Origin of the sequence: Paenibacillus sp. FSL H3-0469, from assembly GCF_038051945.1 — a bacterium.
Classification (GTDB): Bacteria; Bacillota; Bacilli; order Paenibacillales; family Paenibacillaceae; genus Paenibacillus_AQ.
In genome coordinates, this window is record NZ_CP150302.1 from 6,015,618 (window position 1) to 6,032,626 (window position 17,009).

Annotated in this window: 18 protein-coding genes; 16 read left to right on the forward strand and 2 right to left on the reverse strand. The window is 50.9% G+C overall.

Annotated features, from left to right (window positions below; all coding sequences use genetic code 11):
- Positions 1–13: 13 nt before the first annotated feature.
- Genes NSS83_RS26345 through NSS83_RS26355 form a run of 3 tightly spaced genes read left to right on the forward strand, consistent with a single transcriptional unit; the run spans position 14 to position 3,308 of the window.
- Positions 14–1,015: a TadE/TadG family type IV pilus assembly protein gene (locus NSS83_RS26345; RefSeq protein WP_341187378.1), complete on the forward strand. Its 1,002-nt coding sequence runs from the start codon at positions 14–16 to the stop codon at positions 1,013–1,015.
- A gap of 25 nt (positions 1,016–1,040) precedes the next feature.
- Positions 1,041–1,550: an A24 family peptidase gene (locus NSS83_RS26350; protein ID WP_341346841.1), complete on the forward strand. Its 510-nt coding sequence runs from the start codon at positions 1,041–1,043 to the stop codon at positions 1,548–1,550.
- Between the two features lie 39 nt (positions 1,551–1,589).
- A complete protein-coding gene (locus tag NSS83_RS26355) occupies positions 1,590–3,308 on the forward strand; it encodes a DUF6382 domain-containing protein (protein ID WP_341346842.1) in 1,719 nt (572 codons plus the stop codon).
- A 42-nt stretch (positions 3,309–3,350) separates the two neighbouring features.
- Here NSS83_RS26355 and NSS83_RS26360 read toward each other — a convergent pair whose 3' ends face one another.
- Positions 3,351–4,253: a TIGR01777 family oxidoreductase gene (locus tag NSS83_RS26360; protein WP_341346843.1), complete on the reverse strand. Its 903-nt coding sequence runs from the start codon at positions 4,251–4,253 to the stop codon at positions 3,351–3,353.
- A 22-nt stretch (positions 4,254–4,275) separates the two neighbouring features.
- Positions 4,276–4,740, reverse strand: a complete 465-nt coding sequence (locus NSS83_RS26365; RefSeq protein ID WP_341188079.1) for a DUF2621 family protein — start codon at positions 4,738–4,740, stop codon at positions 4,276–4,278.
- A 171-nt stretch (positions 4,741–4,911) separates the two neighbouring features.
- Here NSS83_RS26365 and NSS83_RS26370 point away from each other — a divergent pair, with 171 nt between their 5' ends.
- From NSS83_RS26370 to NSS83_RS26430, 13 genes are all read left to right on the forward strand, one after another.
- Positions 4,912–6,039: a deoxyribonuclease IV gene (locus NSS83_RS26370; RefSeq protein WP_341187382.1), complete on the forward strand. Its 1,128-nt coding sequence runs from the start codon at positions 4,912–4,914 to the stop codon at positions 6,037–6,039.
- 45 nt (positions 6,040–6,084) lie between these two features.
- Positions 6,085–6,981, forward strand: a complete 897-nt coding sequence (purU, locus tag NSS83_RS26375) for a formyltetrahydrofolate deformylase (RefSeq protein ID WP_076082422.1) — start codon at positions 6,085–6,087, stop codon at positions 6,979–6,981.
- A gap of 275 nt (positions 6,982–7,256) precedes the next feature.
- The gene (locus tag NSS83_RS26380) at positions 7,257–8,039 is read left to right on the forward strand and encodes an SAF domain-containing protein (protein WP_341346844.1); all 783 of its coding nucleotides are present in this window, start codon (positions 7,257–7,259) and stop codon (positions 8,037–8,039) included.
- 30 nt (positions 8,040–8,069) lie between these two features.
- Positions 8,070–9,134, forward strand: a complete 1,065-nt coding sequence (locus NSS83_RS26385) for a hypothetical protein (RefSeq protein ID WP_341346845.1) — start codon at positions 8,070–8,072, stop codon at positions 9,132–9,134.
- Positions 9,131–10,705 (forward strand): ATPase, T2SS/T4P/T4SS family, encoded by a 1,575-nt coding sequence (locus tag NSS83_RS26390; RefSeq protein WP_341187385.1) that lies wholly within the window; start codon positions 9,131–9,133, stop codon positions 10,703–10,705. The genes NSS83_RS26385 and NSS83_RS26390 overlap by 4 nt, the downstream gene beginning before the upstream one ends.
- A gap of 15 nt (positions 10,706–10,720) precedes the next feature.
- Complete coding sequence (locus NSS83_RS26395) at positions 10,721–11,770, forward strand: hypothetical protein (RefSeq protein WP_341346846.1); 1,050 nt, start codon at positions 10,721–10,723, stop codon at positions 11,768–11,770.
- 11 nt (positions 11,771–11,781) lie between these two features.
- Positions 11,782–12,651: a hypothetical protein gene (locus NSS83_RS26400; RefSeq protein WP_341346847.1), complete on the forward strand. Its 870-nt coding sequence runs from the start codon at positions 11,782–11,784 to the stop codon at positions 12,649–12,651.
- Positions 12,652–12,751: 100 nt separating this feature from the next.
- Positions 12,752–12,961, forward strand: a complete 210-nt coding sequence (locus NSS83_RS26405) for a hypothetical protein (protein ID WP_341346848.1) — start codon at positions 12,752–12,754, stop codon at positions 12,959–12,961.
- Positions 12,962–12,966: 5 nt separating this feature from the next.
- Positions 12,967–13,110, forward strand: coding sequence for a hypothetical protein (locus NSS83_RS26410; protein WP_155991580.1), 144 nt, complete (start codon positions 12,967–12,969; stop codon positions 13,108–13,110).
- Between the two features lie 15 nt (positions 13,111–13,125).
- Positions 13,126–13,506 carry a hypothetical protein gene (locus NSS83_RS26415; RefSeq protein WP_341346849.1) on the forward strand — a complete coding sequence of 127 codons (381 nt, stop codon included), beginning with the start codon at positions 13,126–13,128 and terminating at the stop codon, positions 13,504–13,506.
- Between the two features lie 20 nt (positions 13,507–13,526).
- A complete protein-coding gene (locus NSS83_RS26420; protein WP_341346850.1) occupies positions 13,527–14,024 on the forward strand; it encodes a hypothetical protein in 498 nt (165 codons plus the stop codon).
- Between the two features lie 63 nt (positions 14,025–14,087).
- Complete coding sequence (locus NSS83_RS26425) at positions 14,088–14,720, forward strand: hypothetical protein (protein WP_341346851.1); 633 nt, start codon at positions 14,088–14,090, stop codon at positions 14,718–14,720.
- Positions 14,717–16,999, forward strand: a complete 2,283-nt coding sequence (locus NSS83_RS26430) for a hypothetical protein (protein WP_341346852.1) — start codon at positions 14,717–14,719, stop codon at positions 16,997–16,999. Before NSS83_RS26425 ends, NSS83_RS26430 begins: the two co-directional genes overlap by 4 nt.
- Positions 17,000–17,009: the final 10 nt, after the last annotated feature.

Here is a 17,009-nt window from a genome sequence, read left to right on the forward strand (position 1 = left end):
GGGGGACGGTAGAATGAAGCGCTGGCTGAGGAAATCGCCGGACCCTAAGGATGAAGGCAGCATGGTTGTGGAGGCGGCACTGATCCTGCCTGTGTTCCTGTTATTTGTCCTGTTCCTCATCTTCATCATCCAAATGACCTTGTATTCGACGGCGCTACAGAGTACGGCTTCTGACACTGTCAAAATAATCTCTACCCATATGTATCCAGCAGCTCTGGCAATGCAGCAGCAGGAGGGGGAAGGCGGCGGCGGGGGAGCTGAAGCCAAAGAAGCAGGTGAGGGAGAGCATTCAGATGATGCCGACTCCTCCAGCATCTGGAGCATTCCACGGCTGTCGATAACGGAGTGGAGTGAGGACTACGTGGAGAAGCTTCCGCAGCCGATGGATTCCTGGGTCAAGGCAGTGGTCCGGGAGGGAGAAGGGCCGCTGCAGAAGGTGCAGGCGGGAGCGTCCGAGGCTGCGCTGGATCTGGTGCTTAAGCCGGTGCTGCGGCCGTATCTGTCCTCAGACCTGCTTGAATATAGCAAGATTCATGTATCCAATGTCACTGTACCCGATCTGAGGCAAGGGACGCATCCGTATTTCGGCATGGTAGTCAGCTATGAGCTGCCAATGAGAGTCCCGTTCCTCAATGAAAAAATCGTGCTGGAGGCCAGCGCAGTTGAACGCTTATGGGTCGGCAATACCGATTCTTCCGGGGAGGGAAATCCGGCTGAGCCTGCTGAGGAGACGGGGAACATTATGGTCCTGGAGAAGCCTAATCCGGGAGTAGCGAATCACCAGGGCATCATCAAGGTGAAGGTGCCACCTGGGGCATCGGCCAATCTGGCGATCTTTTACAAGAGCGGCCAGAGTACTGCCAAGTATCTGGGCTGGAAGCAAGCGGATGAGCACGGGTACATCGAATGGGAATGGAAGATCGGCGTGAATACTACGCCGGGTACCTGGCCCTTCGTGGTTAGTCTGGCTGATGGAGCTACGCTTCAGGCGACTTTTACAGTAGTCAAAAAATAAAAGAATAGAGAAAAGAGGGGCACGGATGACGGAATGGGCGTTATGGGGCTGCCTGCCGTTCCTGACAGCGGCATTGTTTACAGACATACGCTGGATGAGAATTCCTAACTGGATTACACTGCCTGCGCTGATTGGCGGACTGCTCCTGCAGATGATTATTAATGGCTGGCAAGGACTGCTGTTTTCACTTTGCGGCAGTGGAGCGGGCTTCGTGCTCCTGCTGATTATGTATTTTACCGGGGCGGTGGGTGCTGGTGATGTGAAGCTCTTTGCGGCTATCGGTGCTTGGACCGGAGTGCTTTTCTCGCTTCAGGTCATCGTCTATTCGGTGCTCTTGGGGGCGGTGGTAGGCTGGATTATCATTCTCTGCAGGAGGGAGACAGGACGCAGACTGCGCAGCATGATTAACAGAACAGCCGGGTTCCTGCTGCTTCGTAATATGAGGATGGCCAAGGGCCGGGAGGGAGAGCTGCTCCGGTTTCCTTTTATGCTGGCTGTGTTCCCAGGCTTCATCTGTGCTTACATATATTTCTGACTTGGAGCTTATCGTTGACAGCTTAGGAGGTGAAGAGACTTGTTTGGACTGGAACGGGATTTCATTCAGCAGGACGGAATAACGATGCTGCTGGACAGATCCGGGGGGCTGAGTGCAGGAGAGCTGAATATGGTGCAGGCCCGGATGCTGATGACCAGCGGGATACCGCATCATTTACGGTTGCTGCTTAGAGAAATAGATCTAAAGGTCACACTGGAATACACGGTTGCACGACGTAAAATGCTTGGAGCTCTGCTTAAAAGCGGGAAGCTGAGCATGACGGAATTCTTCGGGCTGATGCTGCAGATCGCTGCCGGGATGGAGGAGGGGCAGCTTTATATGCTGCGTACGGAGCAGTATGCGCTCCATGAGGAGTTTATCTTTATCGAAGGTCCGCTCAGCAGCGGCAAGGTCTTCCTGACCTATATTCCGCTGGAACTCACAGATCCCGCACCGAAGCCGGGAGAAGCCTTGAAATCGCTGATCATGGTCTTCATGGGAGCGATCCAGGAATTATCGGGTGATGGAATTCAGCGGCTGCTGCAATATTGCGGGGAAGAAGATTTTAGTCCGGCGGGGCTAAAGGAGCTGCTCGCAGTAATGCTGACGGAGGTTACACTCCATAACCATAAGGTTCATGCTGAAGGGGCGGGGCCTGCATACGTAAATCTGACGGCTGGCACAGGCACTTCTGCCGCTGTAACAGGAACGAGGATAGACTGGGCGCAGCCTACAGCTGGCAGGCTGGACGAACCGGGAAGGGAGAGGTCAGCGGCCGCAGCGTTCTCCCATGTACATGGAGATAAGGAGGAGCAGTCTTTCGGTTCTATGCTTAATCCCGCGCCTTGGATGAACGGTACGCCGCAGCTGAAGCGGAAGGAGGGGGTATCAGGAGTTCAGGCAGCAACGGGTACAACAATGAGACCTGCTCAGGCTGAGGACAAGCAGAGTCCTTACAGGACATATTTATTGCTGGGGGCATTATTAGGTGATGCGTTACTATGGAAGTTTCTCTATCTGAATGATCCCCGGACACTGTGGCTGGCAGTTTGTGCTGGGGTGACTCTGATACTTGCGGCTGTATGCTGGCTGGTGTGGAGCGGGAGGCTGGCTTGGGGCGAAGCAGAGGAAGAGACGGATGCTCTGGAGGAGGGACCGGAGGATTATAACAGTACAGTCCGGAACCGTAAGCTGAGAAGCGATCAGGAGTGGGATTTCGGCAGGAATCCGGTAGAACATCATCGTTCTCCTGCACCGGTCTACACTCCTCAGAATCAGGAGGCAACTGTGGGGAAGAGCGGATTTACAGCCACACCAGTTGGCAGACTACAGGCTCCGGCGGGAATGACCGCCAGCAGTCCGCAGAAGAAGGAAGCGGCGATGGCTACAGCGCTGCTGACCCGGGAACCCGTTCAGGCTACAGGTAGCGGAATTCCCAAGGCGGGTAGGGCAGTACCCTATCTGGAAAGAAGTGACCCGGATGACGGCGGAGCTCCCGAACGAATTGAGCTGAACCGGCCCAGCTTCATTATTGGACGCTCCTCTGAAGTGGCTCAGTACATTGAGAAATCGGAGGGAGCTTCGAGGGTTCATGCTGAAATCTCCAGAGCCTCAGGAGGTTACATTCTGAAGGATCTGGACTCCAGGAACGGGACGCTGCTTGCAGGCGAAGCCATGGTTCCCTACAAAGAATATCCGCTGACCGAAGGCACTGTGTTCACCATTGTTAAGGGTACCTACACCTTTCGTACAGCGTAGCAGAGATAGTTGGAGCAGATCGACTGGTGCGTTTGCCGCAGCCTACTGGGATTTCAGTTGCTCCAGTGCAGGCTGCAGCGTGGGATAGTTGAAGGTGAAGCCGTGGTGAATTGCTTTGGAAGGAAGCACACGCTGGCCTTCCAGCAGAATCTCTGACAGCTCGCCTACAGCGGTTTTCAGCAGAAACGCCGGAAGGGGGAACCAATGCGGGCGATGGTAGACTTTGCCGATCATCCGTCCGAATTGTTCATTAGTGACCGGCTGCGGAGCCGTGGCATTAACGGGGCCCCCGATCTCAGGCTGAAGAATGCAGAATTCGATTAGGCGCACAATGTCTGCAAGGTGAATCCAGGACATCCACTGCTTGCCTGTGCCGATTTTGCCGCCGAAGCCAAGCGAATAAGGCAGCTTCATTTTGGGAAAAGCTCCGCTCTCATTGCCAAGTACAACTCCAGTACGCAGCTTGACCAGCCGGATACCGGCATAGGCTTCATCTGCAGCCTCCTCCCAGGTCTTGACCACCCCGGAAGGGAAATCAACAACCCGGGTCTCGGAGTCTTCGGTATAGGTATCCTGCACGGATGTACCATAAATTGCGACTGCTGAGGACTGGATGATCACGCTTGGCTTATGCTGGAGTGAATTCAGCAGCTTTCCGGCAGCGGCAACGGTTTCAAGCCGTGATTGCATAATCGCCTGTTTCCCTTTAGGGGTCCAGCGTTGACTGAGCGAAGCTCCGGCAAGATTAATCATTGCATCTGCGCCTTCTGCCGCTTCAGGATTAGATGCCAGGCTGTCCCAGGTGAGATAGCTAAGCCCCGGATGCTCCAGCTTGTTCACGGGGTTCTTGCGGCCGACACTGATGATCTGATGTCCGCTGTGCAGCCAATATCCGGTAAGCTCGCTGCCGATGAATCCGCTGCCTCCGCAAATAATATATTTCATAGGGCTTGCTCCTTAATCTGCTTTATTTGACCAAATGCTTGTAAGGCGCGTAGTCGATGCCGTTCTTCTCCAGGAAGGTGATCAGGAACCGGTTGTCACGCCGGGGTGTGGCGATAATGTAACCTTGGATACAGTGCTCACGGGTAACCTCGGTTGCTTGGCTCTCTACAGCAAGCTTGCCGATCTCAGCAGCGATAGAGTGCTTGGCAATGTCACGGAACGGGCTGGGCACCGGCTGTACAAGCTGGTCCAGAAAAGCTTTCATCTCGTCGCTCCACAGCGGACGGCTGCGTTCCACCCAGTAGTTCTGCCAGTCTAGCTTGGATTTGCCGTCAGCCTTGGGCAGCACCTTCAGAAATTTGCGGAACATAAAATAGCCGCCGATGCACATGCTGCCCAGCAGTAAAAAGGTCCAAAATGCGATAGAGTTCATAAACCAGTTGCTTGGAGACGTGGACAATAAGCTTGAGGGTAAATGGAAATGCATGAATACACCGCCTTTGACAATGATGATTGTCACTTTCCTTTTGCTCCTCTTGAGTATAGCGTATTTCCTTAAGTTTGCGAAGCGGAAGCGGCCTTCCGGGGCTTGCCTAGATTTATTCTTCCGATCACGGTAGAATAAGGGTTAATTCGTGAAGGAAAGAGGGAAATAGGCATGCTGAAAATAGGTTCACATGTGTCCTGCGCGGACAAGGGTCTCCTGAGCGCGGCCAATGAAGCAAATGAGTACGGATCTACCTCGTTTATGATATATACGGGAGCGCCGCAAAATACGCGCCGTAAGCCGATTGAGGCGATGTTCCCCGAGGAAGGCAAGCAGAAGATGCGCGAGAATGGTGTCGGAGAGATTGTGGTTCACGCTCCTTACATTATTAACCTGGGCTCCTATAAGGAGAATACCTACCAGCTGGCAGTAGATTTCCTGCAGGAGGAGATCCGCCGGACCCATGCGCTTGAGGTCAAGCATATTGTCCTGCATCCGGGTGCATTCACTGATAAGGATGCTGATTACGGCATTCAGCGTATTGCAGACGGCCTGAATGAGGTGCTGGGCGGTACGAATGAGACTGATGTGCATATCGCACTGGAGACGATGGCTGGTAAAGGCACAGAGATCGGCCGCACCTTCGAAGAGCTCGCCTCTATTATAGATAAGGTCGAATTTAATCAGCGGCTATCGATCTGTCTTGACACCTGTCATATTCATGATGCCGGATACGATATCGTGAACGATCTGGATGGGGTGCTGAAGAAATTCGATGATACGATCGGACTGGAGCGCCTCGGCGTGATCCATCTTAATGACAGCAAGAACCCGCGCGGAGCGGGCAAAGACCGTCATACTCCGATTGGCTCCGGCTACTTAGGATTCGAGACGATCAACAATGTAGTCCAGCATGAAGCACTCGCAGGTCTTCCGTTTATTCTGGAGACACCCTGGATCGGTAAGGATGCTAAGAAGGTTCGTCCCATGTATGAAGTAGAAATCGCCCTGCTGCGCGGTAATGTCGCTGAACGCTTCGGTGCGGAATTCCTGCAGGAGCTGGAAGAGCTGCATGCTTTTTTTGCCAAGCAGGAGCTGGATTCCCGCCGTTATGTGCTGGATGTGTGGGAGCTGCTGAAGAATGACGCCAAGGCCAAAAAAGCAGACCCCCGTGAACCGCTGGAACGTCTCTATGATCAAGTCATAGCTGCCGGATTATTCCCTCAGCTTAGTGAGGAAGCCGTTAATCACCGGCTGATCGCCTGGCTTGCAGGCAAACAACTGCTCGTGAAGGCATAGACCCGCATAGATAACGCAAGCAGATGAGAGGATGAACGGAGAACTATGGAATTACATGTGAAGAGAGAGCATTCAACAGGCAGACCTTATCCCGACCGGGCACGTATGCTTATATCTTGTCCTGATGGACCGGGGATTGTAGCGGCGGTATCGCATTTCTTGTATCAGCATGGCGCGAACATCGTGCAGTCGGACCAATATACGATGGACCCGGACGGCGGAATGTTCTTCATGAGAGTAGAGTTTGACCTGCCTAAGCTGGATGAGCGGCTGGAAGAGGTGCGTAACATCTTCGGCGGTGTTGCCGAGCGCTTCAAGATGAACTGGCAGATCTTCAAGGTGAGCCATAAGAAGCGGCTGGCGATCTTCGTCTCCAAGGAGGACCATTGTCTGGTGGAGCTGCTCTGGCAGTGGCAGGCGGGCGACCTGGATGCAGATATCGCGCTTGTGGTCAGCAACCACACCGATATGCAGGCTTATGTGGAATCCTTCGGCATTCCGTTCCATCATATTCCGGTTACCGCTGAGACGAAGGCTGAAGCTGAAGCGCGTCAACTGGAGGTTATCGGTGAGGATATCGATGTAATTATACTGGCCCGGTACATGCAGATTATCTCCCCTTCATTCATTGAGCATTACCGGCACCGGATCATCAACATCCATCATTCATTCCTGCCCGCTTTCGTTGGCGGTAAGCCGTACGCCCAGGCCTATCAGCGCGGAGTTAAGATCATCGGGGCGACTGCCCATTACGTGACTGAGGAGCTGGACGGCGGGCCGATTATCGAGCAGGACGTGCAGCGGGTCAGCCACAGCGATGATGTGAATGAGCTTAAGCGCATTGGACGTACGATTGAACGGGTCGTTCTGGCCCGTGCGGTCAAATGGCATATTGAGGACAGAATCCTCGTGCATCACAACAAAACAGTAGTATTTAATTAATCAGCCTTATCTTGCAGTCAACGTTATAACCACTCCGGTAAAAGTCGGCAACCCTGCCCAATGCAGGAGATATAGAACATCGTTCTGGCCTGGCTTTTACCGGCATTCATCTTCAGCGGGAGCTTCCCGCAGCCTCAGGCTTCACAACCTCACAAGGATAATCTAATACACTTCTCAACCATTAAGGTAAAAAAGCATTTTACCGGCATTTTGGACATAAGCGCCAAGATGTATTTTGCTATGTGCAGAAATCACATTCAAAGGGGGTAAAGGGCTTGTCAACAAAGCGCGGACGTCTATTAAAACGCAATTATTTCTTCGCCGGACTCATCCTGCTCATCGGCTTCGGCGGACTGCTCGGCTATGATCTCTACTTCAAGCCTTATGTACTGTCACAGACCGTTGTCAAAATCAAGGTGGATGGCGGAGGCTTCCTGCCGAAGAATCATGAGCTGACAGCAGAGAATCTCTATCTGGATTCCGTACAGACCAAAGACATCCCGGCAGGGGTCGTCCGTAGTCTGGAGCAGGTGGAACAGAAGATTACGAATGTCAATTTGACGGATGGCAGCATTCTGACCGAGTCGCTGGTGGATGTAAGCGAGCTGGAGCCACAGCAGGACGAGGGGATTTTTCCGATTCCCAAAGACGCCATCTATGCCATCAACGGTTCTCTCCGCAGCAGGGATAAGGTAGATATCTATCTGGTCGAAGGAGACTTGCCTGCAAAAGAACGCAGGGAATACAGTCCGGCTGCTGCTGCATCCGTAGCTACTCCCGGAGGGGGGCCGGCTTCAGACGCTTCTTCCCTGCTGGAAGCAGAGGTTCTGCCCGTGGTGCCTGCGCGCAAAGTATTCTTGAGCGGAGTAACTGTAAACTATGTCCGTACGGAAGATAACAACGATGTACTTGACTCGGAGAATGGCAACAACAATAACCGTTTTACTTCGACCGGGAAGGTGGCGGCCCCGGAGCTGAAGCTGAAGAAGAGCGATGGTGAGCTACTGGGAGCTTATCTTGAACAGGGCAAGAAGCTATGGATTGTCCGGGTAGAGTAGAAGAGCAGACAGAAGGGAGGAGGAATGAACTTGAGAATATTCAGTCTGGGTATAGATCAGCTGACCATCAACGAGATTAAGCTGGCAGGCTTCACCGTTATAGCACAAAGTGTGCTGCCGGAGCCTGAGCATGCCGGAGGGCATCTATTAATGGTAACTAGCGAGCAGGTGCCGGCAGTGGAATTAAGAGAGCTGAGAGGGAGGTATCCGGACTCTTCGATTTTGTACATCTATCTGCAAAAAGGGGTGCGGGGTTACCAGGCTATACATATGCAGTGTGAGAGTCTGGGCATATCTTTCATGCCCCCGCGATCAACCTCAGCGGCAATCATCGATAAGCTGCGCTATATGCTCGAAGATGAGCATAAGGAGAGCGGTAATGTAGTAGGGTTCTTCGGCTCGGGGCCAGGTATCGGCTGCACGAGTGTTGCCAAGCTGTTCGCCAGGAGGACTGCCGCTTCAGGGCTGCGGGTGATTATGCTGGGTCTCGACCTGTACGATCCGGGCTATGACCGGAAAACGGCGGTTAGTCTGGACAAGCTGCGGCCGCGGATTACCGGTAAAATGCTGCATGATGAGGACTTCAGCGCGCTTGTGAAGCAGGAAGGCTATGCCTATCTGCCCGGGAACTTCGATTATCTAAGCGCCCAGGATTATCAGGAGGAGGAGATCGAATATCTGCTGGCGAGAGCAAGTGAAAGTGCGGATGTGGTGATTGCTGATTTCGGGTCGATTCCCGAGAGCGCCGCGTGGTATGTGGGGATGCAGAAGTCGGTTCTGCACATGATCGTCACACACCCGCGGCATGAACATAGGCTGCAGCCCCTGCTGGAGCTGGCCGGACACATGGACCTTCATCCGCAGGACTTCCAGTGGATTATCAACCGCAGCAATGTGGAAGAGCTGACCTCACCGAAGAATCTGGCCCTGCGTTTTGGCAGCGAGCTCCTGCTGGAGCTACCGTATTATCCATCTTTTCCAGAGAGCCTGCCGCTGGGGAAAAAAGAGCTTCAGCAAGTGGACGATAAGGTCCACGCATTGCTTGTATCACTGGGCCTCGCCCAGGAAACCCGTAAGAAGGGGATATTCCAATGATGAACAACAAGGATAAAAGCTTGCCGTTGCTACAGAAGCGGGTGTTGTCCGGATGGGCTCCGCTGGACCCTGAACAGGGCAGGCGGCAGGAGCAGCGGGATGAGAGTTTACGGGCGGTGTCTGGACTCGCGGACGGAACGCAGAGCAGACGGCTATTTTCACTGAAGCAGAGTGTACTGCGAACCAGCAAACCTGGCAAAGAAGACTTCTACAGCTTCCTGCACACCATGAAAAGTGAAATGAACGCCGGGCTGGAGCGTGAGGATGACGGGTATTTCGAACTGAATGCGAAGGCGCTGGTTGGTGATCCGCAGGCAGTCAGCTTTTTCATGAACGAGATTGAGAAATATCTGCGCAGGACCCCGTTTACCGGAAAAGTGCCGGAGGCTTACCGCACAGCCGCTGAAGCGCTGTTTCATGAATGGAAGGGCTTCGGCCCCGCCTACCGCTGGTTCACAGACCGGGCCTACAGCGAATCTACCGGATTGCAGATGATCGGACGGCAAATTTTTTATAACCATCAGGGCAGGTTTGTAGCGTATCCCTATGAGATGCCTTCGCTCGACCGGGTGGAGCAGCTTAAGCGCTCTCTCCTCAAAAGCGATCCGGGCAAGAAGCTGAACAAGGATAATCCTTCTGTTGAATTCAAAATGGATGATCCCCTCTGGCCCGGCCGGTTCATCCGTCTAGCTATCTGGGTCTCGCCAAGGGTCTGGGAGGGCTTCACTACCATCTCACTGCGGCGGCAGGTCGTGGAATTTCTGGATCTGGATGATCAGGCCGGTACGGAATGTATTCCTGCGGAAGCGATTGAGCTGATTCGTGCGCTTACCGGGACGTTTCGCAACACGATTATCGCGGGGGCCGTAGGCTCGGGTAAAACCACTTTTGCCAACACGATTGTCGGCGAGCAGCTGCTCGGCTCCTCTTCCTGCATGGGCGTTGTGATGATCGAGAAGCATCCGGAGTCGATTTTACCTTATCAGATCAAAGGCCACCGGATTATTCCCATTCAGGCTTCCAATGAGGAATTGATGGAGGTTGGAGTGGAGTCGCTGCGGCATGACCCGAACATTCTCTACATGACAGAAATGAGATATAACGAGTGGGAATTCTATCTGTGGAGCGGCGAGAAGGGCTATGACGGCATTACGGGCACCTTTCATACCGTAGATTCGGAGGATATTCCTTATCAGGGGGCGTTCGCTGTATCTACGCGGATTGGCGGCAGTCTGAAGGGGCATTTAATCTCAGCGCTGAAATCCTGTGAGCTGGTGTTCATTCTGGAGAGTGTTCCGGATGGTAAGAAGCGGCTCGCACGGATCTCCGAGGTCTTTTATGAAGAGGCCAGTAATTCGGTCTTCGCGAACGATCTGATGCGCTGGGAACCGGAGCAGGCGGGCTGGACCTATAATGACAAGCTGACCCAAGCGCTGATCGCGAAGATGAAGAAGAAGAATGCCAGAGCGGCACGGATGCTGCTGCAAGAGCTTGGACATCTCGCTGCACAGAAACCCATGACTGATCCGCTGAAGGAAAGTCTAAAGTCCAAAATCGTTTTGAATGAATGAGAGGAGGGAGTGCCTGTGGAGCTGCTGTTCTATATCATCCAGTTTGTGCTTCATCTGCTTGTTGCAGGCGGACTCTGGCTGCTGGTCAAGCCGTTGATCGAGCGGCATCTATGGCAGTGGGGGCAAAAGCTGGATCTGCGGATGAATCTGCGAATGAGCTTGTTCGGCAAGAGGGTCAGCAGCGCGAAGAGGAAAATGTGGCTGTACCGCCATCTGGATGATCTGCTGTATTTTGCCCATAAGCGATACGAGCCGGGCATCAGTGTGCTGCGCTTTGTCACCCGTTCGGGGATGCTGTTCCTCGGGGTATTCCTGTCGAGTCTGCTGACCCTTAGAGAGCTGCCGGGGCAGATGAGCTTCAGCAATCCTTTTCTGGAGGGCATGGTGTTGAATGACGGTGCACCTGTGGCGAATGCCTGGCGGCTTCCCTTGTTCCTGGCGGTTCTCTCGGCCTGTATTCCTTATCTGCGGATGAGATATGCCTATGCCCAGCGCAAGGTGCGGGGGAGCTACGATCTGCTCGATGTGATCAAAATCGCCACCAAATTCACGCATTTGTCTGCGGACTCCATTTTGTCCAAAACCAGTGACTTGCTGCCGGTGGAGAATGTACTGAAGACGCCCTTGAGGCTGCTGGGGGCAGCGTTCGCTGGCTATAGCAATGAACAAGAGCTGAATGAGGAAGCCGGGCGTTTTGCTGGAGCGATTGGCACGACGTTTGCCGTTGAGTTCGTATCTGATCTGCTCTATTGCGAGAAGGAGGGCACCCGTTATCTCAAAAGCTCGCTCATGACGCTTAACCGCTCCATGGAGCTGCAACGGGAGACTATTCTGACAGTAAAGGCCAGCAGCAGGGATGCGATCAGCCTGGGACTGTACGGTAATCTGGTTGTGCTGGTATCTTCTGTGGGAACGTTCATGTACATGCTGAAGCCGGATGTGTATTTCAAATTGCAGTTCGAAACAACGATTGGACTTACATTTATGATGGTGATCCTTACGGGCTTATTCATCTCGTTCATGATCAGTACCATCCTTGCCAGACCCAGACTGGACTACCATTAAGGTGATGAATGATGGATAGATTACTACTTTTGATAGCTGTAACAGGTATTGTGTATCTTGCTTTGTTGGTCTTTGTCAGCAGCAGCAGCCGTCAGGAACGGTATGTGCTCCGTCTGGGCCAGCAGTGGAAGGCCTTCGGTGAACGTGTGCACAATGAGCGGCTGCAGCAATTGCTGGGCCAAAGCGGACTCTCTATATCCGCAGCCAAAATCACATTATTCCGCTATACGGCGGCCTTCCTCTATCTGCTGGTTCAGGCAACGGGAGGTTTCGTGCGCTCAGAGCCAATGTCCATATACGATCCTCTGATTGCGCTGCTGATTCTTGTAATTACCAGTCCGCAGCGGGTGCTGCCGTTCGGTTGGGTGCTGAGCTGGCTGCATCAGAAGACGCTGATTCAAAAGGATGGGGAGCTGATCTCTTTCATCCGTCTTTATGAGAACAACCGGCTGCGCAAACGGGGATATGTGGAATTTGGCGCCTTCTGCGCCGGGACGGCCAACCATTTCAGTTATATCCGTCAGGATCTGTATGAGCTTTCGGAGCGGGCGGTGGATGAGGGAACGGAGCGGGCCATTGAATGGTTTTGCAGCAAATTCCCCGAGAACCACATGTTTATCAATGATATCCGCTCGATTCTGCTGGCGACAGAAGGGATGGACGATGACCATGAAGCAGCGAAGTATCTGCAGGAGCAGGGCAAAATTATCACCAAAATCTCTAGTGACCAATATCTGAAAAAGTGGTCCTTTATCGGGGACATTTCCACGATCATTAATGTTGTTCCGTCAATCGCTACCTTTCTGATGATTGTGTCGCTGGCCATGCAGTACATTATGCTGATCAAAGGGAATTTTAACGGCGTAGGGATGTTTCAGTGATCAATTTAGGTAGAGTGACAGCAAGAAAAAGAATCAAATGAAATTTTTGTTATATCCAAGCAGCTATTTAAAATATAAAATCAAAAGGGAGATATTAACAATGAAAAAAGACGCTATTTCGACTGGTTTGTTTATCGCTATCGGGTTCCTATGTGTGGCTATCGTAATTGCTGTATTGATTCCTGTGGTGCGGGACGTAATCGATAAGGCAGATGACAACAGACCTGAAATCCCAAAGGTTAGTCTGGTTCAGCCCGCAGATTCTGTGGAAGCGGCAGTAACGTATACACTCGGAAGTCCTTTGGTTTAATTGAGATGAAGAAGGACTCGATTTCCGTCGCGTTGTTTCTGGCTATTGGCTTTGTGATTGCCGGGATTTTTATCGCTGGGGCTACAAGCATTATCGGCGGCAGCCAGGATGATATTATCACCCATGTCAAAGCTGTCGAGAAGTATTAAAAGGAGGCGCTGCGCTTGAAGGCAACCGTCCTCCGGGCCTTGTTCATGTGGCTGGTGCTGTTCATTATCCTGCAGCCGATTTTTACGTATATCGATTATCTGCTCGATCTGCAGGTCAAAGCCAACACCTCGTATATTACGCAAAAGGCGGCGACAGAAGGGAAGGTCACTGCCTCCATGAAGGCAGAGGTCATCTCGAACCTGAAGGCTGTAGGTTTTCCTGAAGGCTCGATTAAGATCACGAGCGGAACAGAAGTGATTCTTGAGCGCAAACAGCGGATTGATGTATATGTGACTGCGCCGCGGGTGAACCTGTTTCCCTACAATTTCTCCGGCGTATCCCAGCCGACCCAGTACTATGGACATGGCTCGATCATGAGTGAATATCTCGATTAATTAAGGGATGAAGCTAACCTATGGATTATATTATTAAGCTGGCCTTTGTCCTGTTGATCTTTATTTATTCCTGGTTTTTTCAGATTCAGAATCAGGAATGGGACCAGGTACGCAGCATGCTTAAGGATGCCAATAATATGGCTGTCCATGACGCATCTCAGAAGTTGAACGAAGCAGCGAGGGGCCAAGGCCGTCTGGTCATTGACCCCGCTGAGGCTTATGCCACCTTCCGTCACACCCTGCAGAGTAATCTGGGACTGGATGACGGCTTATCCCCCTTAGCGGGGAGCCGGCTTCAGGCTCAAGTGAAGATCGTCAAGTTCGACATCGTGGATGAAGCAACAGGTACTACTTTTCCAATGCTCTATGAGGACAGTACTTACGGTATCACCAAATACATACAAGGTCCTTCGGTCATCGCCGTTATTCAAACGCAGCACCCGGTGCTGATCTCCAGAAGCAAGGTCCAAGAGGCCATCACGGTACCGGCAGTTCAGGAATATAGAATGAACCGGTAAAAACATCCGCCTGATACGGGTGATAAAGGTGCAAAACTATGAAAACTAAGGGAGAGTTTAATTATGACGAAGTTGAAGATTAGCAAGACATTGGCGGGGAAAACCGTAGTAAAAGCTTTTCTGGCAGTGGCGTTGTTGGCCGGTCCGGCTGCTGGTTCAGTAGGGGATGTTAGTGCTGCGGGGGTGAAGGCTACGGCGGCTCCGGTGATGACAGATAACTTGGCTAAATTCGGACTGAAGAAGGCAATGGACCTGCCAGTCACTCTTGAATCGGAAGGATTGAGTTATACACTTCATAAGATTATGATTTATGATTTTAAGTCTCCTGAGGTGAAGAAGCTTCAGAAGTTGTATGGGTTTCAGGATTTTACTAGCATAATTGATAGACCTAAATATTTTATTTGGACGAAAGTGACTTTAGAGAATAAAACAAATAGAAAAATGCATGGTGGTGGTAATGATATTAACATAATTATTCCGTTCACCTTTAAGACTGGGCAAATGACCGATGCGCTATGGCCTGAAAAGTTAGCATCAAAAACTAATAGTAAGGAAGCGTTATGGACCTATGATTTAAAACCAGGAGAAAAAATCACTTCATATCTTGCATATGCTTATGCGGGTGATTTTGATTACTTTGCTATCCGATTGTTTTATGGTAAAAACTTTGTAGAAAAGTATGTGGTATCTGAATGAATAAATTATTAATATTATTTCTAACGTTTTCTCTTTTTGCCTCGTTATTTGTTGGAAATAAATTGGTAGTAGCAGCGGAAGCTCAAAGTGCGACAATCTCAGTACCTGCAAACACTGGGCTTATAGGAAATAATAATGCTGTAAAATCATTCAGTTTGGATTTGCCAAGTGGTGTAAGTGCTGTATCAATTAATACAGGAAGTTTTAAATATTCTGGAAATAATAAATTGAATGGGAATATTACACTCGAAAATGGAAAAGTAACTTTTAAGTTAGACGGTGTTGCCAACACAAAGACGCTCTCCAATGTTACTGGTTATCGAGGCTCTTTCCAAGTATACTATCAGGCAAACCCAAGTAACTCCATTTGGAGATATTCAGATGGAGTGCGCTGGCAAATCAATGAATATGACGAAGCAAATAATGGAATGAAAACTTACGATAAGCCTGCTGAAGATAACTCATTCCCATCAGCTCTTCCACCCAGAACTGTTGTTACAGCTGCACCACCTCAAGACATGGATTACTTAAAATGGTATGACGGATCACAAACTAATGCTATTGATTCTCAATATGTTGTTACGAATACTATCACTCCACATGTACACTCCGGATTATCTTCTAGTTATATTAAAGAAATACCAAAGTTTAAAAATGGTAGAGTTATTGTCAACTATGCTATTCCATATTTAGTTGACTCTACAGGTAAAATAGTAACACAGTCCTATACAAATCAATCTGCAGACGCAACACATCCCCTTGTAGGACATGCCGAGGGAAGGAAATACGAAGTCAAAGCTGCCTACTACTACACCGCCGACGCCAAAGTCCCAACCTATAGCTACAGCGGCAGCGTATCCTTTAGCTACACGCCTATTACCGAACCCACCCTAGACGGCGGAGTAAGCATCCTCAAGCCTTCGCCCAATCCGGCGAAGTTTGAGGGGAAGGACACGGAGGTATCCTTGAGAGTCAAGGGAGACCTTTTGGCTTACGATAATTCATCTAACATCGAGGAATGGATATTTTATGCGAAGGAGACTGGCTCAAGTGATGTGAAGACAAAGAAGGATTATGGCAAGGTTCTGAACAGCACGCAGACCTTCGATAATTTTGTCATCCCTAAGAGCAGGGGAAGCAATGTGAAGCAAGAGTATACTCTTACCGTTACCGTGCGGTTCATAAAGCCGGTAGTGACCGAGAATGGCACCGTTTCATCTCTGTCCAAAACAATGAAGGCAACCGTAGAAGTCTCAGACACTCCTGCCCCCACAACACCACCGCCAGCCAATAACAATAAGCCGCCTAAAGCGGTACTCGATGTGTCTGAAGAGGTCATGGCAGGGGAAGAAACCTTGATCTATGGTAAGGATTCATATGATCCAGACGGAACGATTGTAGATTATAAATACAATACCCCTGGAGCTGTGGAGCCGGTTAGTGGTCCGTTCGGCTGGACCTGGTATCCGTTAAGTGCTCTCGGCCAGCATTCCGTGCGCCTAACCGTAACGGATAACGGAGGGTTGACCGGGTCAACCAGCGCCAAATTGGTTGTCATCCAGCCTATCCCTAGAGCGGAAATCTTCATAGACGGAACCAAAAAACAAAACCGGAAAGTTACCTTGGTAAGCAAAAGCCGAAGCCCGGAGCATTATCCTATTGATGAAACGAAGACGCAGTGGACCATTTCACCGGTTTCCGGCGGTACTGCCGGAGATATTAAATACTTGGGGAATCTCTCAGGGATAAACACCAAAGATGTATTGTTTAAGAAGCCGGGGACATACAAAGCGACCCTCACAGTAACGAATACTGCCGGGTTTGGCGACTCTACTAGTATGATCTTTGAGATTGTTCCCGATGAACCGCCTGTAGTGTATATCTCGGTTCCCAATAAGATTTATCGAGATCCCACTCAAGGCAATATAGCCAGCGCTGCGCTTACAGATATGTCCTTCTCACCGGATTATGATTTTCTGGATCGCCGTATTTGGGAGTACAGATACGATTCCAATAACGACGGCAATTTTGGGGATGAAGCTTGGGTGATATTCAGCAATGAGAATAAGACAGTCTTTAATTTGCAGTTGAGTAGTGTGGGTAGATATGAAGTGAAGCTTACCGTCATTGAAGAGTTCGATCAGCCAACCATAGCAGAATTGGTTACGGAAGCTGACCGGAGATCTGCGGATTCCTATAGCAGTGTTCCCGCGCAGCCCTTGGCAGAACGAGTCGTCGAGGTGTACAACCGGGTACCTGTTGTGGACTGGTCGTGGTAAATGAAGGAGA

Excerpts from the sequence above, each read along its gene's own strand:
- NSS83_RS26345 (WP_341187378.1), top strand. The coding sequence starts at position 14 with ATGAAGCGCTGGCTGAGGAAATCGCCGGACCCTAAGGATGAAGGCAGC.
- NSS83_RS26350 (WP_341346841.1), top strand. The coding sequence starts at position 1,041 with ATGACGGAATGGGCGTTATGGGGCTGCCTGCCGTTCCTGACAGCGGCA.
- NSS83_RS26360 (WP_341346843.1), bottom strand. The coding sequence starts at position 4,253 with ATGAAATATATTATTTGCGGAGGCAGCGGATTCATCGGCAGCGAGCTT.
- NSS83_RS26365 (WP_341188079.1), bottom strand. The coding sequence starts at position 4,740 with ATGCATTTCCATTTACCCTCAAGCTTATTGTCCACGTCTCCAAGCAAC.
- NSS83_RS26370 (WP_341187382.1), top strand. The coding sequence starts at position 4,912 with ATGCTGAAAATAGGTTCACATGTGTCCTGCGCGGACAAGGGTCTCCTG.
- purU (WP_076082422.1), top strand. The coding sequence starts at position 6,085 with ATGGAATTACATGTGAAGAGAGAGCATTCAACAGGCAGACCTTATCCC.
- NSS83_RS26390 (WP_341187385.1), top strand. The coding sequence starts at position 9,131 with ATGATGAACAACAAGGATAAAAGCTTGCCGTTGCTACAGAAGCGGGTG.
- NSS83_RS26400 (WP_341346847.1), top strand. The coding sequence starts at position 11,782 with ATGGATAGATTACTACTTTTGATAGCTGTAACAGGTATTGTGTATCTT.
- NSS83_RS26405 (WP_341346848.1), top strand. The coding sequence starts at position 12,752 with ATGAAAAAAGACGCTATTTCGACTGGTTTGTTTATCGCTATCGGGTTC.
- NSS83_RS26410 (WP_155991580.1), top strand. The coding sequence starts at position 12,967 with ATGAAGAAGGACTCGATTTCCGTCGCGTTGTTTCTGGCTATTGGCTTT.
- NSS83_RS26420 (WP_341346850.1), top strand. The coding sequence starts at position 13,527 with ATGGATTATATTATTAAGCTGGCCTTTGTCCTGTTGATCTTTATTTAT.
- NSS83_RS26425 (WP_341346851.1), top strand. The coding sequence starts at position 14,088 with ATGACGAAGTTGAAGATTAGCAAGACATTGGCGGGGAAAACCGTAGTA.
- NSS83_RS26430 (WP_341346852.1), top strand. The coding sequence starts at position 14,717 with ATGAATAAATTATTAATATTATTTCTAACGTTTTCTCTTTTTGCCTCG.